The organism is Levilactobacillus yiduensis (genome assembly GCF_024718525.1).
Lineage (GTDB): Bacteria > Bacillota > Bacilli > Lactobacillales > Lactobacillaceae > Levilactobacillus > Levilactobacillus yiduensis.
The window spans coordinates 1-15667 of sequence record NZ_JAMXAZ010000018.1 but is presented as its reverse complement, the minus strand read 5'-3'; the positions used below and the strand labels follow the sequence as shown (position 1 = coordinate 15667).

Genomic DNA, 15667 nt, shown 5'->3' with positions numbered 1-15667 from the left:
AGGAGCTCAACGCGGTTTGAAAGGGGTAAACGATAAGAATGATTGAATTTGAAAAGCCTAACATTCATAAAATTGATGAGAGTAACAACTACGGTAAGTTTGTTGTTGAACCGTTGGAACGTGGTTACGGGACAACCTTAGGCAACTCCTTACGGCGGATCTTACTTTCATCATTACCTGGTGCAGCTGTTACCAGCATTCAAATCGACGGGGTTCTGCATGAGTTTTCGACTGTCGAAGGTGTCGTAGAAGACGTCACGCAAATCATCTTAAACGTTAAGAAGATTGCGCTGAAGTTGAACGGTGCTGACGATCAGGAAGAAACGATGGAAATCAACGTTAAGGGACCCGCTCAGATCACTGCTGGTGATATTGTGGCAGGTGCTGACGTTGACGTTTTGAACCCAGATCTGTACATTGCTACAGTTGCTGATGGGGCAACGTTCCACATGCGAATGACTGCGGATAAGGGCCGAGGCTACGTTTCTGCTGACGAGAACAAAGCTCGCAATACAGAAATGCCAATTGGTGTTTTAGCTGTAGATTCCATTTACACCCCGATCGAACGGGTTAACTACCAAGTAGAGAATGCACGGGTTGGCCAACGGGCTGACTACGATAAATTGACCCTGGATGTTTGGACAAACGGTTCAATTAATCCAAGCGAAGCCATTGCATTGGCTGCAAAGATCTTGACCGAACATCTGGCTATGTTTGTCGACCTGACCGACGAAGCTAAGAATGCGGAAATCATGGTTGAAAAAGAAGAAACGCACAAGGAAAAGATGCTTGAGATGACCATCGAAGAGCTCGACTTGTCCGTTCGTTCTTACAACTGCTTGAAACGTGCTGGTATCAACACGGTTCAGGAATTGAACAACAAGACCGAAGCAGACATGATGAAGGTTCGTAACTTGGGTCGCAAGTCCCTTGAAGAAGTTAAGGCTAAGTTAGCTGACTTAGGTTTGTCACTTCGGAAGGAAGACTAATTTTAGACACTCAAAGGAGGGTTTCTGGTTATGAGTTACCGTAAATTACAACGGACTAGTTCTCAACGTCGTGCCTTGTTACGCGATTTGACCACTAGTTTAATCTTGAACGGCCGCATCGAAACGACTGAAGCACGCGCTAAGGAAGTTCGCAAGACGGCTGACCAAATGATTACCTTGGGTAAGCAAGGCGACTTACACGCCCGGCGTCAAGCTGCTGCTTTCATCCGTAACGTGGTTGCAGATGTTAAAGAAGACGGCGATGATGTTGTCGTGACTAGCGCATTGCAAAAGGTATTTAGCGAATTGGCACCTAAGTACGCTGATCGTAACGGTGGTTACACGCGTATCTTGAAGACGATGCCTCGTCGCGGTGATGGCGCTGCTATGGCCATCTTGGAATTCGTTGACTAATTTTTAGTCAAGCGATTCGGGAGTGTCCGCGTCCTTAAACGGGGAATAATAGTTACAAATTAATCACTAGAACCATGTGGTATAGAGCGCTACGATGATGGAGGAAATTCTTTCCGAGTCTAGCTTGAATGGGGGCTAACGCCTCAGCGCCGCTGGTTTGTTAGTGATTTTTTTTGTACACTTTTTTTGATCTGACGCAGTCCCGGATTGAGATTACGGATAATTTGCCGGAACACTTCGGAAATTCACAAAACTTTGCTATAATTAGCGGTGACATTTTACTAGGAGAATTAAAAACGCGGATGGCAAATATCATTGAAGTAAAACACCTTTCATATGCATATGGCGAAGACCAGCGGCCGGCATTAACGGACGTGAGTTTTGATGTCCACACCGGTGAATGGCTGGCAATCGTGGGCCACAACGGGAGTGGTAAATCGACTCTGGCCAAGTCCCTAGATGGCCTGCTGCCGTTTACGGAAGGGACGGTCACCGTGGGCGGCATCGCCCTGACCCCCGAGACCGTCTGGGACGTGCGCGAGAAGATCGGCATGATCTTCCAGAACCCCGACAACCAGTTCGTGGGTGCCACGGTGGAAGACGACGTGGCCTTTGGCTTGGAGAACCGGCAGATTGCTCGCTCGGAGATGGTACCACGGGTCAAGGCGGCGTTAGATGAAGTGGGCATGGCTGAGTTTGCGCAACGCGAACCCAGCTCCCTATCTGGTGGGCAGAAACAACGGGTGGCGTTGGCCGGTATCGTGGCCATTGCCCCGGATATTTTGATCTTGGATGAAGCTACGAGCATGTTGGACCCCCAGGGGCGCCAGGACATGTTGGCGCTGGTGCGGCAGTTGCGTGAGCAGCAGGACCTGACCGTGATCTCCATCACCCACGACATTGACGAGGCTGCTGGTGCTGATCGCATCTTAGTCATTGACGACGGTAAGCTGATTGAGGAGGCCCAGCCGGCGACCATTTTTGCGCGCGGTGAGGCCCTGATCGACATGGGGTTGGATGTGCCATTTTCGGTCAAATTACAGGCGGCGCTGAAGCAACGGGGCATCACCCCACCCACGACTTACCAGACGACGGCAGAAATGGAGGAATGGCTGTGGCAATCGCTTTCGAACACGTAACCTATACTTATCAGGCGGGAACACCCATGGCCCACACTGCGGTCGAGGACGTCTCCTTTCAGGTGCCGGATCATGGCTATCTGGCCATCATCGGACATACGGGGAGTGGCAAATCCACGCTGATCCAACAACTCAACGCGTTGTATAAACCCAGCGCGGGGACGATCCACGTTGACGACTTTACCGTCACCCCGGCGACGACCAACGCGGCCTTAAAGCCGCTGCGGCAACACGTCGGCATGGTCTTTCAGTTCCCTGAGAGTCAGCTCTTTGAGGAAACGATTCGTCAAGACATTGCCTTTGGCCCGAAGAACTTTGGCATGAGTGAGGCCGATGCCAATGCGTTGGCCGACGAGATGTTGACGACAGTGGGTCTTGATACCAGTTACGCGGAACGCTCCCCATTTGAGCTTTCCGGCGGGCAAATGCGGCGGGTGGCCATTGCGGGTGTCTTGGCCATGAAGCCCCAAGTCTTGGTCTTAGACGAACCGACGGCGGGACTCGATCCCCAGGGTCGCCAAGCCATGATGGGGCTCTTTGAGCGGCTCCACCGTGAACAGGGGCTGACCATCGTGCTGGTGACTCACCAGATGGAAGACGTCGCCCAGTACGCCGAACAGGTCGCGGTCATGCGGGAAGGTAAGCTGGTCAAATTTGGCACGCCTAGCGAGGTCTTCGCCGATCCCGACTGGTTGCGTGCCAACCAGCTGGACGTGCCCCGTGCCGCCCAATTTGCCCAACAGCTACGCCAACGTGGCTTGACCTGGGACACCCTGCCGCTAACGGCCGACCAGTTGGCCGACCAAATTGCGGCACGCTGGCCAGCAAAGGGGGCTGACCATGTCTAAATTTATCTTTGGGCGGTACCTGCCCCTGAACTCGGTCGTGCATCGCTTAGATCCGCGGGCCAAATTAATGCTGAGTTTTTGCTATATTATTTTAGTTTTTCTGGCGAACAATCCGTGGAGTTATCTGATTTTGATTGGACTGACGTTGGGGTCGATCCTGGCGTCTAAAATCAGCCTAGGCTTCTTTCTACGGGGCATTCGGCCGCTGCTGTGGCTGATTGTGTTCACCGTGGTCTTACAGCTCTTATTTAGCCCCGTGGGTGGGCACACCTACTTTCACTGGGCCTTCATCAACATCAGTCAGTTCGGGCTGATCAATGCTGGTTATATCTTCATCCGGTTCCTGTTGATTATCATGATGTCGACGTTATTAACGTTATCGACGCAGCCGCTGGATATTGCAACTGGCTTGGCATCGCTGATGAAGCCGCTGCGGTGGCTCCACGTGCCCGTAGACACGCTGGCGATGATGCTGTCGATTGCGCTGCGGTTCGTGCCAACGCTGATGGATGAGGCGACCAAGATCATGAACGCCCAACGCGCCCGTGGTGTCGACTTCGGGGAGGGCGGCCTGTTCAAGCAAGCCAAGGCCCTGATTCCGTTGATGGTGCCGTTGTTCATGAGTGCCTTCAACCGGGCCGAAGATCTCTCAACGGCCATGGAAGCGCGCGGTTATCAAGACAGCGAGCACCGGAGCCAGTACCGCATCTTGACCTGGCAAAAGCGTGACACGATAACCTGGATTTTATTTTTGATTGGATTTGCGGCGATTCTCGCTTGTCGTCGTTGGTAGGAGGAACTGAATGCAACGCTACAAAGTAACCTTTATGTATGACGGGACCGACTTTGCCGGGTTCCAGCGGCAGCCCAATAAACGGACCGTGGAAAGCGTCTTGACCAAGGTCGTTAACAAAATGGCCAAGAACCCTGATCCCGCCATCGTTATCTACGGCTCAGGGCGGACCGACGCAGGCGTCCATGCGCTGGCCCAGGTGGCCCACTTCGACTTTCCCTTCGTGATTCCCGCGGACAACATGCGCAAGGGCTTAAACAGCATGTTACCCATGGATATGGAGGTCCTAAAGGTCGAGCTGGTCTCCGCTGACTTTCACGCGCGCTATGATGTGTCTGGCAAACGCTACCTGTACCGCATGGACATGGGCGAGTTCAGAAACCCGTTCAAACGCCACTATACCGGTCAGTGGAAATTTCCCGTTGACCTGGACAAAATCAACATCGCCCTAAAAGATCTGGTGGGTGAGCACGACTATACCAGCTTCGTTGCCTCGGGCGCGCAGACACGGACCTTTGTCCGGACCATTTACGAGGCCACTTGCCACATCGATCACGCCAACAATGAATTGGTCTTTGAATTTTACGGCAATGGCTTCATGTACAATCAGGTCCGCATCATGGTCGGCGTGCTGGTCGAAATCGGCTCGGGAACGCGGCCGGTCCACGACATCTTGCGGCTGTATCAGGTCAAAGATCGCAAGCAGGCACGGCGGACCGTACCGGCGGCTGGCCTGTATTTAAAACACGTGTATTATCAGGGGGAGGACCCCGAACATCCGACGAAATTGCCGCAACATCAACGGTAATTTTAGGTTTAGGGGCAAACAATCATTGACTTTATGGGAAAAACTTTGTATTATGGTTGTTGGTATTGTTTGCCCCACGATAAGCCCCGGAAAGTTTACTTGGTGTCAGACAAACACAGATTTATGGAGGAATTTAACGTGCGTACAACTTATATGGCAAAACCTAACGACATTGACCGCAAATGGTACATTGTCGACGCAACCGACGTGAGTTTAGGTCGGCTTGCTTCAGTCGTTGCTTCTGTATTACGTGGTAAGAACAAGCCAACGTTCACCCCTAACGTGGACACTGGTGATAACGTAATCGTCATCAACGCTGAAAAAATCGCTTTAACTGGTCGTAAGGCCAACGATAAAGTCTACTACCACCATTCTGGTTTCGCTGGTGGCTTGAAGTCACGGACTGCTGGTAACTTCCGGGAACAGAACCCAGAAAAATTGATCGAAACTTCTGTACAAGGTATGCTCCCTAAGAACTCCTTAGGTCACCAAATGGCATTGAAGCTTCACGTGTACGCTGGTGCAGACCACAAGCACGAAGCACAAAAGCCAGAAGTATTAGACATTACTAACCTTATCTAAGGAGGAAAACCAAATTGGCACAAGTTCAATATCGCGGCACTGGCCGTCGTAAAAACTCCTCTGCACGTGTACGTTTAGTACCCGGCTCAGGTAAAATCGTTATGAACAACAAGGCAATCGAAGACTACATCCCATTCGCAAGTATTCGGGAAGTTGTCTTACAACCATTCAACGTTACGGAAACGCTTGGTAACTATGATGCATTAGTTACTGTGCGCGGTGGCGGTTTCTCCGGTCAAGCCGGCGCAACTCGTCACGGGATCGCTCGGGCATTGCTCGAAGTTGACCCAGATTTCCGTGGTCCGCTGAAGCGTGCGGGTCTCTTGACTCGTGACGCCCGGATGAAGGAACGGAAGAAGCCAGGTCTGAAGAAGGCACGTAAGGCTTCACAATTCTCCAAGCGTTAATATTTCGATATTAGCAATTGGGAAATCCTCACCAGTTATTTGGTGGGGATTTTTTGTATTCATTGTGAAAGCGATAACCCCGAAACGATTGGTCACCGGTACGCTCGCCCATCGTAAATTCCAGGCGAAATGGGTATTGTTTTCCCGCTACGTTTGGCTTAAGCTGAAGAGAATAGCTTAATAGGACTGGAAGACTTATGGAAAAAATTTCGCATTCAAAATTATTCGATACATTGTCAAAAAAGATGGTCTGGGGCTTCATTCTCCTGATCACGGTGGGGACCATCCTGCTGAGCCTGCCCGTGGCAACCAACGGCATGCGGGGGACGAGCTTCATTAATACGTTGTTTACGGCGACGTCGGCGACCTGTATCACCGGACTAACGGTGGTCAACACGGCCGAGCACTGGTCGTTTTTCGGTCAGGTCGTGATTCTGGTGCTCTCCGAAGTGGGGGCGTTGGGCTACATGACCTTTGCCGTTTTGTTGTTTAACATTATTCGGCGTAATCTGGACCTGTCGACGCAGCTGATGGTCAAGGAATCCCTGAACCTGGAGAACCTGAGCGACACCAAGAGCGTCATGAAGTACGTTGTCGGCCTCTCTGCGCTCTTTCAGGTCGGTGGGGCACTGTTACTGATGTTTGACTTCATTCCGCGTTACGGCTGGAAATGGGGCCTGTACGCGTCGGTCTACCATTCCGTCATGTCCTTTTGTAATGCCGGCTTTGATATCTTCGGCAACAGTCTGATGGGATTTCAGAGTGACTCCTACCTGTTGATTGTGACGATTCTCCTGATTATTGGTGGGGGCCTGGGCTTCCTGGTCTGGCGCGACCTGCTGTTGTTCCATGAGCGCAAACGCCTGAGCTTGAACTCCAAGTTGACGCTGGTCACGACGGGCACGTTATTCGTGGTGGGCTTCTTGCTGTTGCTGGTCACGGAAAAGGACCTGTCACTGCTGCCCAAGCACACGTCGTGGTTCAACCGGACAGTCAATACGCTGTTCTTGAGCGTAACGCCGCGAACCGCGGGGCTGGTGACCTTGCCGACCAACGACTTGCAAGCTGGGAGTATTTTCCTGTTGATGATTTTGATGTTCGTCGGTGGGACGCCAGGATCGACGGCCGGTGGGATCAAGACCACCACGTTCGGTGTCCTGATGCTGCAAAGCATTGCGCAGCTGCGGGGGAAAAAGGACGTTGAGTTCAGTCGGCGGCGCTTCAGCCAAACCAATATCAGCCGGGCCTTACTGCTGGTCTTTTTGGCCAGCGTGGTCGTCGTGGTCGCGACCTTGATCCTGACGCAAACGGAGCGGATTCCTAAGGGCTTTGGCCTGGAATACATCGTCTTTGAGGTGCTCTCGGCGTTCGGCACGGTTGGCCTGAGTCTGGGATTGACACCGCATCTGACGGTCATCGGCAAATTGGTCATCATGCTGCTGATGTTTGTTGGGCGGGTCGGTATCTTCACGTCGCTGTACTCGTTATCGAAGCGGCAGACCAAGTTCAACCAGATTCGTTACCCTGAAGAAAACATTTTAATTGGCTAAGGAGTTTTTGAAATGACGAAAAAGAGTTTTGCGGTGCTGGGGCTCGGCCGGTTTGGCCAAAGCGTCGTGCAAACACTAGTGGCGTCCCATCAGGATGTTTTGGCGGTCGACGTCAAAGAAGAGCCCGTCAACGAGATGATGGACATCGCCACGCAGACCTTGATTGCGGATACTCGGGATGAAGACGTGCTGCGCGGCCTGAACATCGATACCTTTGATTACGTGATCGTCGGTATCGGCAACAACATGGAGGCCAGCATTCTGACGACCATGTTGACCAAGGAACTGGGTGCCAAGAAGGTGATTGCCAAGGCTGAAACCAGCGATCATGGGCGCGTGTTGAAACGCGTGGGGGCGGACCAGGTTATCTTCCCCGAACGGGACATGGGGCACAGCATCGTGCGCAAATTGTTGTCTAATCACATCCTGAACTTCATCGACCTGAGTGATGAGTACACGTTGGCCGAGGTCGTCATTACCGATCCTAACTTCGTCAACCAGGACCTGGTCAAGCTCGACTTACGGCGGCGCTTTGACCTGACCGTCATTGCCATCCAGCACGGCCACGCCATCAACATCTCCCCGCAACCAACGGACATCGTGCAGCTCCATGACGTACTGACGGTGGTCGGGCCGATTGCCAATGTGGAGAAGCTTGATGCGACGTTGAAGAAATAAGCTATAGCTATTTAATCAGCTAATGATTTGGTCGGTTGATAGCTGGTAGGAGCGTGATGAAGACTGTTGCTTTGCCTGATGAATATGGTATATTTGAGCAAATCAATGAGGTGGGTGAGGACGATGGTTCAGGTCAATCGAGACGAGTACAATCGTGAAGACATTGATCAGGCGCTCTTAGCTGAGCTCAAAAAGGCTGAGCAAGGTGGAACAGTTTCAGCTGAAGAGGCTCGCAAGCAGTTGGGAATTGCGCGATAGACATCGCTGTGAGAGATTGTAAGTTGTTTATAAAATAGTGCCACCTGTTTATCGCCTAATATGGGGTAAACGGATGGTACTTTTAGGTGGTGCTGGGAAAGGGCGATGACCGTGGAAGACGATAGAATAATGCAGACGTTTTTAGTGCTATTAAAGACCACGCCATACGAAAAATTGTTGGTGCGGACCATCATGAGGCAGTCTGGGGTGACGCGGACGGTGTTTTACGTTTATTTTGATAACAAGGATGACCTTGCCCGGGAGACCCTATCCGCGCAGTTAGAGGATGTAATCTTACACGTGAGCCGGGTCTTTACGAGTGCACACACGATGAACATGCAAACGACGGCAGAAAGTTTGCGTGTCTTACGGTCGAAGCAAGATGATATTCGCCGACTATTTGCCATTCAACGCACGCAGCTGCATTTGCGTGCCGAGTTTCAGGATCAAGTCGCCCAATCTATTTCGGAACAAGTCCGCCGTTATTGGCCGAAAACACCGCCGCAGCAACAGGATTACTTTTCGCAGTTGTTCGCGGCTTCGATGATTGCGACGATTCTCTGGTTCTTTCAGCATCAAGACGTCTCTGAGGCGGATTTAGTTCAGGTGATCAACACCTGTGTTTTCCAAGGGCTCGCCAAGCTTTTGACAGATTAGCAAAAGTGTCTACCTTGTTGCCGCAAGACTCGCTACACTTAGGGTATTCTAAATGAGGAGTGATTTTGATGAAGTCTCTTGAAAGCGCTTTGAATGTAAAATACCCGATTATTTGTGGCCCGATGGCGTGGACCTCGATGGCACCACTGGTAGGTGCGGTTAGCAATGCCGGTGGTTTTGGTGTTCTGGGTGTTGGCTTCGCACCAACTGAGGTTGTTGAACGAGAAATTAAGGCAACCCGGAAATTGACCGATAAGCCGTTTGCCATCAACGTGACACTGTTTCCTGAAGCAGAAGCCAATTTAGAACGGATCACAGAAATTGCCGCCCGAGAACAGGTCGGCTACATCTATGCGGATAATTTTTCTGGGCTAGTCCATGATTTTACGCAAAAATGGTTTGATTGTTGGCACGCCTTGGGGATGACGGTATTAACGAAAGTCATGACGAGTCAAGAAGCTCAGGTGGCTGATGAGTGTGGTGCTGATGTCGTTATTGCCAAAGGCTGGGAAGGTGGCGGCCACATTTCTAAAGAGGGGACGTTTGCCCTGTTACCGCAAGTGCGTGCAGTGGTGAAGCATGCCGTTTTAGTGGCTTCTGGCGGGATCGCCGATGGTCAGGGCTACGCTGCAGCCAGAGTATTTGGGTATGCCGGTATTGAAATGGGGACGGCATTCATGGTCGCCACGGAAGGCAGTACCCACCAAAACGTCAAGGATGCCGTTGTTCATGCGGTTGATGGCGATGTCACTATGACAGGAGCATCCACGGGCGCACCGTGCTGGCAGTTGAAAAATGACTTATCAAAGAGAATGGCCCAGATTGAGCAGTCAGATAAGCCTAGCGTTGCCGCTGAGAAATTACAAGCGGTGGCAACTAGTTCACTTCGAGAAGCATCTGAACAGGGGAATGTGACGGACAAAGGCGCTGTAATGGCTGGTCAGATTGCGCCGCTCGTTAATGAACAGAAAACAGTGGCGCAGATTTTAGCGGATACGTATCAAGAGGGCATTCGCGTGTTACGTCAAGTTGCTTCATTTCCAGAATTAGCTAAGTCATAGAGAATTCAAAAAGCACCTCCAGGAGAGACGTCAGCCGTCCTTTGGGGGTGCTCTTTTAATACAATCGTTTACAACAAATGAATCCCGTGAGCCTCACATTGATCAATCATTTCCTGTGGCCACAATGCAGCTTGTACTTCACCGACGTGGGCCTTACCCAGCAACAGCATGCACAAGCGGGATTGGCCAATGCCACCGCCGATGGTGTAAGGAACTTCTTCGTTCAAGACCATTTGATGGTAAGGCAGCTTGGCGCGGTCTTCGGCGTGTGCTAACTTCAATTGCCGTTTCATGGCCGCAGCGTCGACCCGGATCCCCATGCTGGAGATTTCGATGGACTGGTCTAACGGTTCGTACCAGAACAAAATGTCGCCGTTTAACGTCCAGTCGTCGTAGTCGGGGGCCCGGCCGTCGTGACGTTTGCCACTCTTCAAGGCGTCACCGATCTTCATCAGAAAGACGCAGCCCAATTTCTTGGCAATGGCGTTTTCCCGTTCGCGCGGCGTCATCGTGGGGTACATGTCTTCCAGTTCTTGCGTCGTGATGAAGTGAATCTCATCTGGCAGGTGGTGGACGGCTTCAGGGAACTTGTACCACACCTCGTGTTCCATGTGCTTGATGACCTTGAAGATGGTCCGCACCGTCTGCTTCAATGTTTCCTCGGTCCGTTCGTCCTTGGCGATGACCTTTTCCCAATCCCATTGGTCCACGTAAGCGGAGTGGAAGTTGTCCAGGTCCTCGTCCTTACGAATGGCGTTCATGTTGGTGTAGAGGCCTTCGTGCATCTTGAAGCCGTAACGCTTCAGGGCCACCCGTTTCCACTTGGCCAGGGAGTGGACGATTTCAATGGTTTCGTCGCCCATGTCGGCCATGGTAAAGGAGACCGGCTTTTCGACCCCGTTCAAGTTGTCGTTTAGGCCAGTTGACTTTTCGACAAACATTGGTGCGGACAGCCGCGACAGATTTAATTGCTGACCAAATTCTTCTTGGAAGGTTTCCCGGATGTAGCGAATCGCAGTCTGGGTCTCCCGAACGGATAATTTTGGATCGTATGATTTTGGAATGATTAAATGCATAAGCACGTTCTCCTTTTGTGGGCCAATTTTTTTAAGATAAAACAAAAAGGTTTTCCATCCCTTGTAGAATCAAGGGACGAAAAACCTTTTCGCGGTACCACCCAAGTTGTCGATCCAGATGATCGGCCAGCTCAATTAGAGTACAAACATACTCTACCGATGGTAACGTACCGGTTAACGGCTTACCCTAACGTGACAACGTCATTTCAGGCAGCAACTAAGAAAGTGTTATTCGGTAAGCTCACGGCCGATTGGGTTTGCACTAGTTCCCAACTCACTGACGGGGTGATCAAACGTACTGGTCTTTCCTGCGTTTTTTATCTTGTGGCATTAATACTAGCACCAATTTTCAAATTGTAAATACTTAAATTAAAATTTGACGAGATTTTTTCCGGAGACGACTGACGTGTGTCGCGGACATTTATAGTAAAAATAGCGCGCCGCCACGGGGGAAATAAATTTTCCAATGGCGGTTGGTATAAATTAAATTATTAGAGTTTAAGTTTATCTGTAGCTAAATGCGTGGGTCTAGACCAGTCGTCACGAGCACGGTATGCTGGGACTAACTTTTAGGAGTAGGGGATGACCAACATGCATTTTGAAGACTTGTTTACCTTGAACGGCCAGCTGAATGGCGCGGCCCGCACCCTTGAGATGGGGGAGACCGTCACCGACCGGATCCGCGTAAAGGAGGCCGCCGATGAACCCAGACGATGAGCAGATCCGGCGGCTGATTCATACGCTATTGGTGCAATTGCGTAACGCCGGCATCCACGTGACCATGACCCATCACCGGACGCCCAGTCTCTACTTGCACCTGGACCACGACGTCTTAAAGGAGATTCGGATCAGCGACCACCCGATGGGGCAAAAATCCCGGCACCGAGTCGGTTATGACATCTCGATCACGCAAGACCGCCACCGGCGCTATTCGGCGGAAACACGGTGCTTTCAGTATGGCCTGAATAACGCGTTGACGGTGGTGGCGCAGGTCGTGGCCGACCGGGACCATAAGGTGACACAGCTAGGGGGAACGGCCGGTTACCGTAGTCTGGTCCAGTTGGCGCAGCAGCGGCCGCAACTTCCCAGTAAGCAGGCCGCCTTTGAAAATAAGCTCAGCGCGTTTCTGGACCAGGCGCCAGCGGGCGGTGGTCGGCGGGAACGCCCCCGGATCTAACTACGCTTCTGTGAAAAAAATCGATGTAAATAATTTTAGGGTTGACAAGAAAATCAGGGCGAATAATCCTAGGAACAAAACGTTTTCAGCGGATTGTCTATTGACATCTTAGCCAAATGAAATTAGAATATATAAATTAGTTTTAATCGTATTCTAATTAAATATTTGGAAGGAGGGGATGTCAGTGGGACGACCACGGCAACTCTTTATTAAAAAGCAGGTGCAAACGGACTTATACAAGAAGACTGGGCTGGAGAAGACGCTGACCGCCTTTAGTCTGACGACCATGGGGATTGGCGCCATTGTCGGTTCCGGGATCTTCATTACACCGGGGCTGATTGCGGCGAACTACACTGGGCCGGGGGTCATGTTGTCTTACCTGATTGCCGTGGTGGTCTGTGCGATGGCGGCATTGTGTTATTCAGAATTCTCCTCAACGATTCCGTTGGCCGGGAGTGCCTATACCTATGTGTATGCCGTCTTCGGTGAATTTGCCGCTTGGATCTTAGGCTGGGCCCTGATCTCGGAATATTTATTCGCGGTGTCCTCGGTGGCCGTCAGCTGGTCGTCGTACTTTCAAAATCTGCTGGCAGGATTCGGCATCAAGTTGCCCAACTTCTTTCAGGCAGCGGCCGGCACTGCCGGCGTACATGGTGGTGGCGTCGACATCGTGGCACTGGTGATCACCATGCTGGTGGCGTGGCTGTTGTCCAAGGGGATTCGAGAATCCGCCCGCATCAACAACATCATGGTTATCGTGAAGATTCTGGTTATTCTGTTATTTATCGGTATTGCCATTTTTTACGTGAAGCCAGCCAACTATGACCCGTTCCTGCCATTTGGGACCAGCGGTATCTTCAAGGGTGCGGCCGTGGCCTTTTACGCCTACATTGGGTTTGACGCCGTATCGACCGCGAGCGAAGAGGTCAAGGACCCCAAGCGCAACATGCCAATTGGTATCATCAGTTCACTGCTGGTGGCGGCCGTGCTGTACATTAGCCTGTCCGCTGTTCTGGTGGGCGTCGTGCACTACACCAAGTTGGGCGTCGCTGATCCAGTGGCCCTGGCGTTGACCTTGGTCCATCAAAACTGGGCGTCCGGCGTGATCTCCCTGGGGGCTATCGTGGGGATGACCACGGTGCTGATCGTCATGTCTTACGGCGGAACTCGGTTGTTGTTTGCCATCAGTCGGGATGGCCTGTTACCGGCACCACTGAAACGGCTCAATCCCAAGACCCACGTGCCGGTCGCCAACACCTGGATTTTTGGCGTCGTGGCCAGTCTCTTTGCAGCTGTGATCCCGATTGACAAGATTGCCGAACTGGTTAACATCGGGACGTTGTCGGCCTTCGCCATGGTGTCTCTGGGCATCGTCTTCTTACGGCATGACGAACGCTTCAAAAACCTGGATACCTCGTTTAAGGTGCCCTGGTATCCGTATCTGCCGATTGCTTCATTCCTAGCCTGTGTCTACTTGATGACGCAGCTGCAAGCCTTTACCTGGCAAGCCTTTGGCGTCTGGGTCGTCCTTGGATTGATCGTCTACGTGAGCTATGGCTATCATCACAGCCGCGTGCGGTTGAACGCCTGATACGGTAACGCTTTCATTTTGTGGTAGAATATTGACAGACTATTCGAGAGGGATGACTGGATGCGTTACTTAGCAAGTCCAAGTTTAGATATTCGACAAAATTTAGCGATTGAGACCTACCTGATGGAGCACGCCGACCTGACGGAGCCCATCCTGTACTTCTATGTGAACTCACCGTGCATCATTGTGGGGCGCTACCAAAATGTGCTGGCAGAAATTAACCAGCAGTATGTCAAGGACCACAACATCATCTTGACCCGGCGAACTTCCGGGGGTGGTGCGGTCTACGATGACCTGGGCAATGTCAGCTTTAGCTTCATCACCAAGGATGACGGGGATGCTGTCGGCAATTTCAAGCGGTTTACGGATCCCGTGATTAAGGCCCTTCATCAAATGGGGGCGACCGGCGCGGCAATGACTGGGCGCAATGACCTGACGATTGACGGTAAGAAGTTCTCCGGCAACGCCATGCACGTGGAAAATGGCCGCATGTTTTCTCACGGCACCTTGATGTATGACGTGGATCAAACGCAGATTGCACACGCCCTACAGGTACCGGCCGACAAGCTGGCGACCAAGGGCATCAAGTCGGTACGGAGCCGGGTCACCAATTTGAAACCGTACTGTGCACCCGAATTCCAAAATCTGACGATTGAAGAATTCCGCGACACCTTGGCCAAGGAAATCCTCGGGGTGACTGACCTGACGCAGGCCCATCACTACGAATTGACGTCTGAGGATCAAGCGGGCGTGAAGGCACTCGCTGACCAGTACTTTAACAATTGGGATTGGATCTACGGCAATGATCCGGCCTATTCCCTGAACCGCCGGCAACATTTCCCAGCAGGCACGGTCGAGTTCGACCTGGACGTCGATGGGGGCAAGATCAAGGCCATTCAAATCCACGGCGACTTCTTCGGCCAATTACCGATTGAAGACGTCACGGCCAAGCTGACCGGCGTCGCCTATTCGCCAGCGGCCATTCAAGCCGTGTTCGACGACCTAGATGTTCCTAGCTACTTCGGCAAGATTCCGGCCACTGATTTGGTCGACCTACTGAGTAAGCAGCCGCAAGCCTAGTCCTGAGTTGGTAGCTACCAGGGTAATGGGTGAAACTAGGGCTGAGCCATCTAGAGTGTCGGCGAGTTAGGGCTTGATGTTGTGTTAGTCCTAATTCAACTGAAAAGCCAGCAATTGCGCTAGACAAGTTGGCGATTGGTTATCAGCAATCGTAGCCGAGAGTTCGCCAAATATGGGTTCAGCCGTGGAAGTTCCCTTAGTGGGTGGTTCTTTACCCGCTTAGGGAACTGGCGTCTTTGAGACGCGGGCTATTGGCTCAAAGCGAGACCGAGACCGCTCCTCAGGCTCGGTCCGGTCCGCCCACAGCGTTCCAGTCCCATATTTGCCGAACGGTAGGCGGCCAGTCCACACAATTTAACAACCGGAGAAGCGCCACTGCTACGGCGGTGACGCTTTGTTTTTTTCTTAAGGTTGAGCGGAACTTAAGTTGCCTTAAGGTGTAACCCCTATAATGGTCAAGTTAATTAAAAACAGAAATAAATCGGTAGCGTCAAGAATCTTGTGTAAACGAAATGCCTTCGTACATATAATATGTATCTAACTTAAATAAATGATGCTT

Annotated in this window: 18 protein-coding genes; 17 read left to right on the top strand and 1 reads right to left on the bottom strand. The window is 51.6% G+C overall.

The window, feature by feature from the left end; translation table 11 throughout:
- Nucleotides 1-38: 38 nt before the first annotated feature.
- The 13 genes from NGM66_RS10050 (at nucleotide 39) to NGM66_RS09990 (ending at nucleotide 10184) form a co-directional block, all read left to right on the top strand.
- Nucleotides 39-989, top strand: coding sequence for a DNA-directed RNA polymerase subunit alpha (locus NGM66_RS10050; protein WP_208909196.1), 951 nt, complete (start codon nucleotides 39-41; stop codon nucleotides 987-989).
- Between the two features lie 30 nt (nucleotides 990-1019).
- Nucleotides 1020-1403 (top strand): 50S ribosomal protein L17, encoded by a 384-nt coding sequence (gene rplQ / locus NGM66_RS10045; RefSeq protein WP_020090123.1) that lies wholly within the window; start codon nucleotides 1020-1022, stop codon nucleotides 1401-1403.
- A 302-nt stretch (nucleotides 1404-1705) separates the two neighbouring features.
- A complete protein-coding gene (locus tag NGM66_RS10040) occupies nucleotides 1706-2542 on the top strand; it encodes an energy-coupling factor ABC transporter ATP-binding protein (RefSeq protein WP_208909197.1) in 837 nt (278 codons plus the stop codon).
- Nucleotides 2518-3390, top strand: a complete 873-nt coding sequence (locus NGM66_RS10035; protein WP_208909198.1) for an energy-coupling factor ABC transporter ATP-binding protein — start codon at nucleotides 2518-2520, stop codon at nucleotides 3388-3390. The genes NGM66_RS10040 and NGM66_RS10035 overlap by 25 nt, the downstream gene beginning before the upstream one ends.
- Nucleotides 3383-4183 carry an energy-coupling factor transporter transmembrane component T family protein gene (locus tag NGM66_RS10030; protein WP_208909199.1) on the top strand — a complete coding sequence of 267 codons (801 nt, stop codon included), beginning with the start codon at nucleotides 3383-3385 and terminating at the stop codon, nucleotides 4181-4183. Before NGM66_RS10035 ends, NGM66_RS10030 begins: the two co-directional genes overlap by 8 nt.
- A gap of 10 nt (nucleotides 4184-4193) precedes the next feature.
- A complete protein-coding gene (truA, locus tag NGM66_RS10025; protein WP_208909200.1) occupies nucleotides 4194-4991 on the top strand; it encodes a tRNA pseudouridine(38-40) synthase TruA in 798 nt (265 codons plus the stop codon).
- Between the two features lie 138 nt (nucleotides 4992-5129).
- Nucleotides 5130-5573 carry a 50S ribosomal protein L13 gene (rplM, locus tag NGM66_RS10020; RefSeq protein WP_208909201.1) on the top strand — a complete coding sequence of 148 codons (444 nt, stop codon included), beginning with the start codon at nucleotides 5130-5132 and terminating at the stop codon, nucleotides 5571-5573.
- A 14-nt stretch (nucleotides 5574-5587) separates the two neighbouring features.
- Entirely contained in the window at nucleotides 5588-5980 is a 393-nt protein-coding gene (gene rpsI / locus NGM66_RS10015; RefSeq protein WP_011668466.1) for a 30S ribosomal protein S9, read from the top strand.
- 197 nt (nucleotides 5981-6177) lie between these two features.
- Nucleotides 6178-7530 carry a TrkH family potassium uptake protein gene (locus tag NGM66_RS10010; protein ID WP_208909202.1) on the top strand — a complete coding sequence of 451 codons (1353 nt, stop codon included), beginning with the start codon at nucleotides 6178-6180 and terminating at the stop codon, nucleotides 7528-7530.
- Nucleotides 7531-7542: 12 nt separating this feature from the next.
- Nucleotides 7543-8208 carry a potassium channel family protein gene (locus NGM66_RS10005; protein ID WP_208909203.1) on the top strand — a complete coding sequence of 222 codons (666 nt, stop codon included), beginning with the start codon at nucleotides 7543-7545 and terminating at the stop codon, nucleotides 8206-8208.
- Between the two features lie 123 nt (nucleotides 8209-8331).
- Nucleotides 8332-8466, top strand: coding sequence for a hypothetical protein (locus NGM66_RS10000; RefSeq protein ID WP_258115596.1), 135 nt, complete (start codon nucleotides 8332-8334; stop codon nucleotides 8464-8466).
- Nucleotides 8467-8595: 129 nt separating this feature from the next.
- Nucleotides 8596-9123 carry a TetR/AcrR family transcriptional regulator gene (locus tag NGM66_RS09995; protein WP_258115595.1) on the top strand — a complete coding sequence of 176 codons (528 nt, stop codon included), beginning with the start codon at nucleotides 8596-8598 and terminating at the stop codon, nucleotides 9121-9123.
- Between the two features lie 68 nt (nucleotides 9124-9191).
- On the top strand, nucleotides 9192-10184 hold the full coding sequence (locus tag NGM66_RS09990) for an NAD(P)H-dependent flavin oxidoreductase (protein ID WP_208909205.1): 993 nt from the start codon (nucleotides 9192-9194) through the stop codon (nucleotides 10182-10184).
- A 68-nt stretch (nucleotides 10185-10252) separates the two neighbouring features.
- Here the strand turns inward: NGM66_RS09990 and asnA are convergent, their stop codons facing one another.
- On the bottom strand, nucleotides 10253-11260 hold the full coding sequence (gene asnA, locus NGM66_RS09985) for an aspartate--ammonia ligase (RefSeq protein ID WP_208909206.1): 1008 nt from the start codon (nucleotides 11258-11260) through the stop codon (nucleotides 10253-10255).
- Nucleotides 11261-11842: 582 nt separating this feature from the next.
- Here asnA and NGM66_RS09980 point away from each other — a divergent pair.
- The 4 genes from NGM66_RS09980 (at nucleotide 11843) to lplA (ending at nucleotide 15108) form a co-directional block, all read left to right on the top strand.
- Nucleotides 11843-11977 (top strand): hypothetical protein, encoded by a 135-nt coding sequence (locus tag NGM66_RS09980; protein WP_258115594.1) that lies wholly within the window; start codon nucleotides 11843-11845, stop codon nucleotides 11975-11977.
- A complete protein-coding gene (locus NGM66_RS09975; protein WP_208909207.1) occupies nucleotides 11961-12437 on the top strand; it encodes a hypothetical protein in 477 nt (158 codons plus the stop codon). Before NGM66_RS09980 ends, NGM66_RS09975 begins: the two co-directional genes overlap by 17 nt.
- 184 nt (nucleotides 12438-12621) lie before the next feature.
- Nucleotides 12622-14028: an APC family permease gene (locus NGM66_RS09970; protein ID WP_208909208.1), complete on the top strand. Its 1407-nt coding sequence runs from the start codon at nucleotides 12622-12624 to the stop codon at nucleotides 14026-14028.
- A gap of 60 nt (nucleotides 14029-14088) precedes the next feature.
- Nucleotides 14089-15108 carry a lipoate--protein ligase gene (gene lplA / locus NGM66_RS09965; RefSeq protein WP_208909209.1) on the top strand — a complete coding sequence of 340 codons (1020 nt, stop codon included), beginning with the start codon at nucleotides 14089-14091 and terminating at the stop codon, nucleotides 15106-15108.
- The last annotated feature ends 559 nt before the right edge of the window (nucleotides 15109-15667 follow it).

What these genes read in the sequence shown, in the direction of transcription:
- NGM66_RS10050 (WP_208909196.1), top strand. Translation starts at nt 39, where the DNA reads ATGATTGAATTTGAAAAGCCTAACATTCATAAAATTGATGAGAGTAAC.
- rplQ (WP_020090123.1), top strand. Translation starts at nt 1,020, where the DNA reads ATGAGTTACCGTAAATTACAACGGACTAGTTCTCAACGTCGTGCCTTG.
- NGM66_RS10040 (WP_208909197.1), top strand. Translation starts at nt 1,706, where the DNA reads ATGGCAAATATCATTGAAGTAAAACACCTTTCATATGCATATGGCGAA.
- NGM66_RS10030 (WP_208909199.1), top strand. Translation starts at nt 3,383, where the DNA reads ATGTCTAAATTTATCTTTGGGCGGTACCTGCCCCTGAACTCGGTCGTG.
- truA (WP_208909200.1), top strand. Translation starts at nt 4,194, where the DNA reads ATGCAACGCTACAAAGTAACCTTTATGTATGACGGGACCGACTTTGCC.
- NGM66_RS10010 (WP_208909202.1), top strand. Translation starts at nt 6,178, where the DNA reads ATGGAAAAAATTTCGCATTCAAAATTATTCGATACATTGTCAAAAAAG.
- NGM66_RS10005 (WP_208909203.1), top strand. Translation starts at nt 7,543, where the DNA reads ATGACGAAAAAGAGTTTTGCGGTGCTGGGGCTCGGCCGGTTTGGCCAA.
- NGM66_RS10000 (WP_258115596.1), top strand. Translation starts at nt 8,332, where the DNA reads ATGGTTCAGGTCAATCGAGACGAGTACAATCGTGAAGACATTGATCAG.
- NGM66_RS09995 (WP_258115595.1), top strand. Translation starts at nt 8,596, where the DNA reads ATGCAGACGTTTTTAGTGCTATTAAAGACCACGCCATACGAAAAATTG.
- NGM66_RS09990 (WP_208909205.1), top strand. Translation starts at nt 9,192, where the DNA reads ATGAAGTCTCTTGAAAGCGCTTTGAATGTAAAATACCCGATTATTTGT.
- asnA (WP_208909206.1), bottom strand. Translation starts at nt 11,260, where the DNA reads ATGCATTTAATCATTCCAAAATCATACGATCCAAAATTATCCGTTCGG.
- NGM66_RS09980 (WP_258115594.1), top strand. Translation starts at nt 11,843, where the DNA reads ATGACCAACATGCATTTTGAAGACTTGTTTACCTTGAACGGCCAGCTG.
- NGM66_RS09975 (WP_208909207.1), top strand. Translation starts at nt 11,961, where the DNA reads ATGAACCCAGACGATGAGCAGATCCGGCGGCTGATTCATACGCTATTG.
- lplA (WP_208909209.1), top strand. Translation starts at nt 14,089, where the DNA reads ATGCGTTACTTAGCAAGTCCAAGTTTAGATATTCGACAAAATTTAGCG.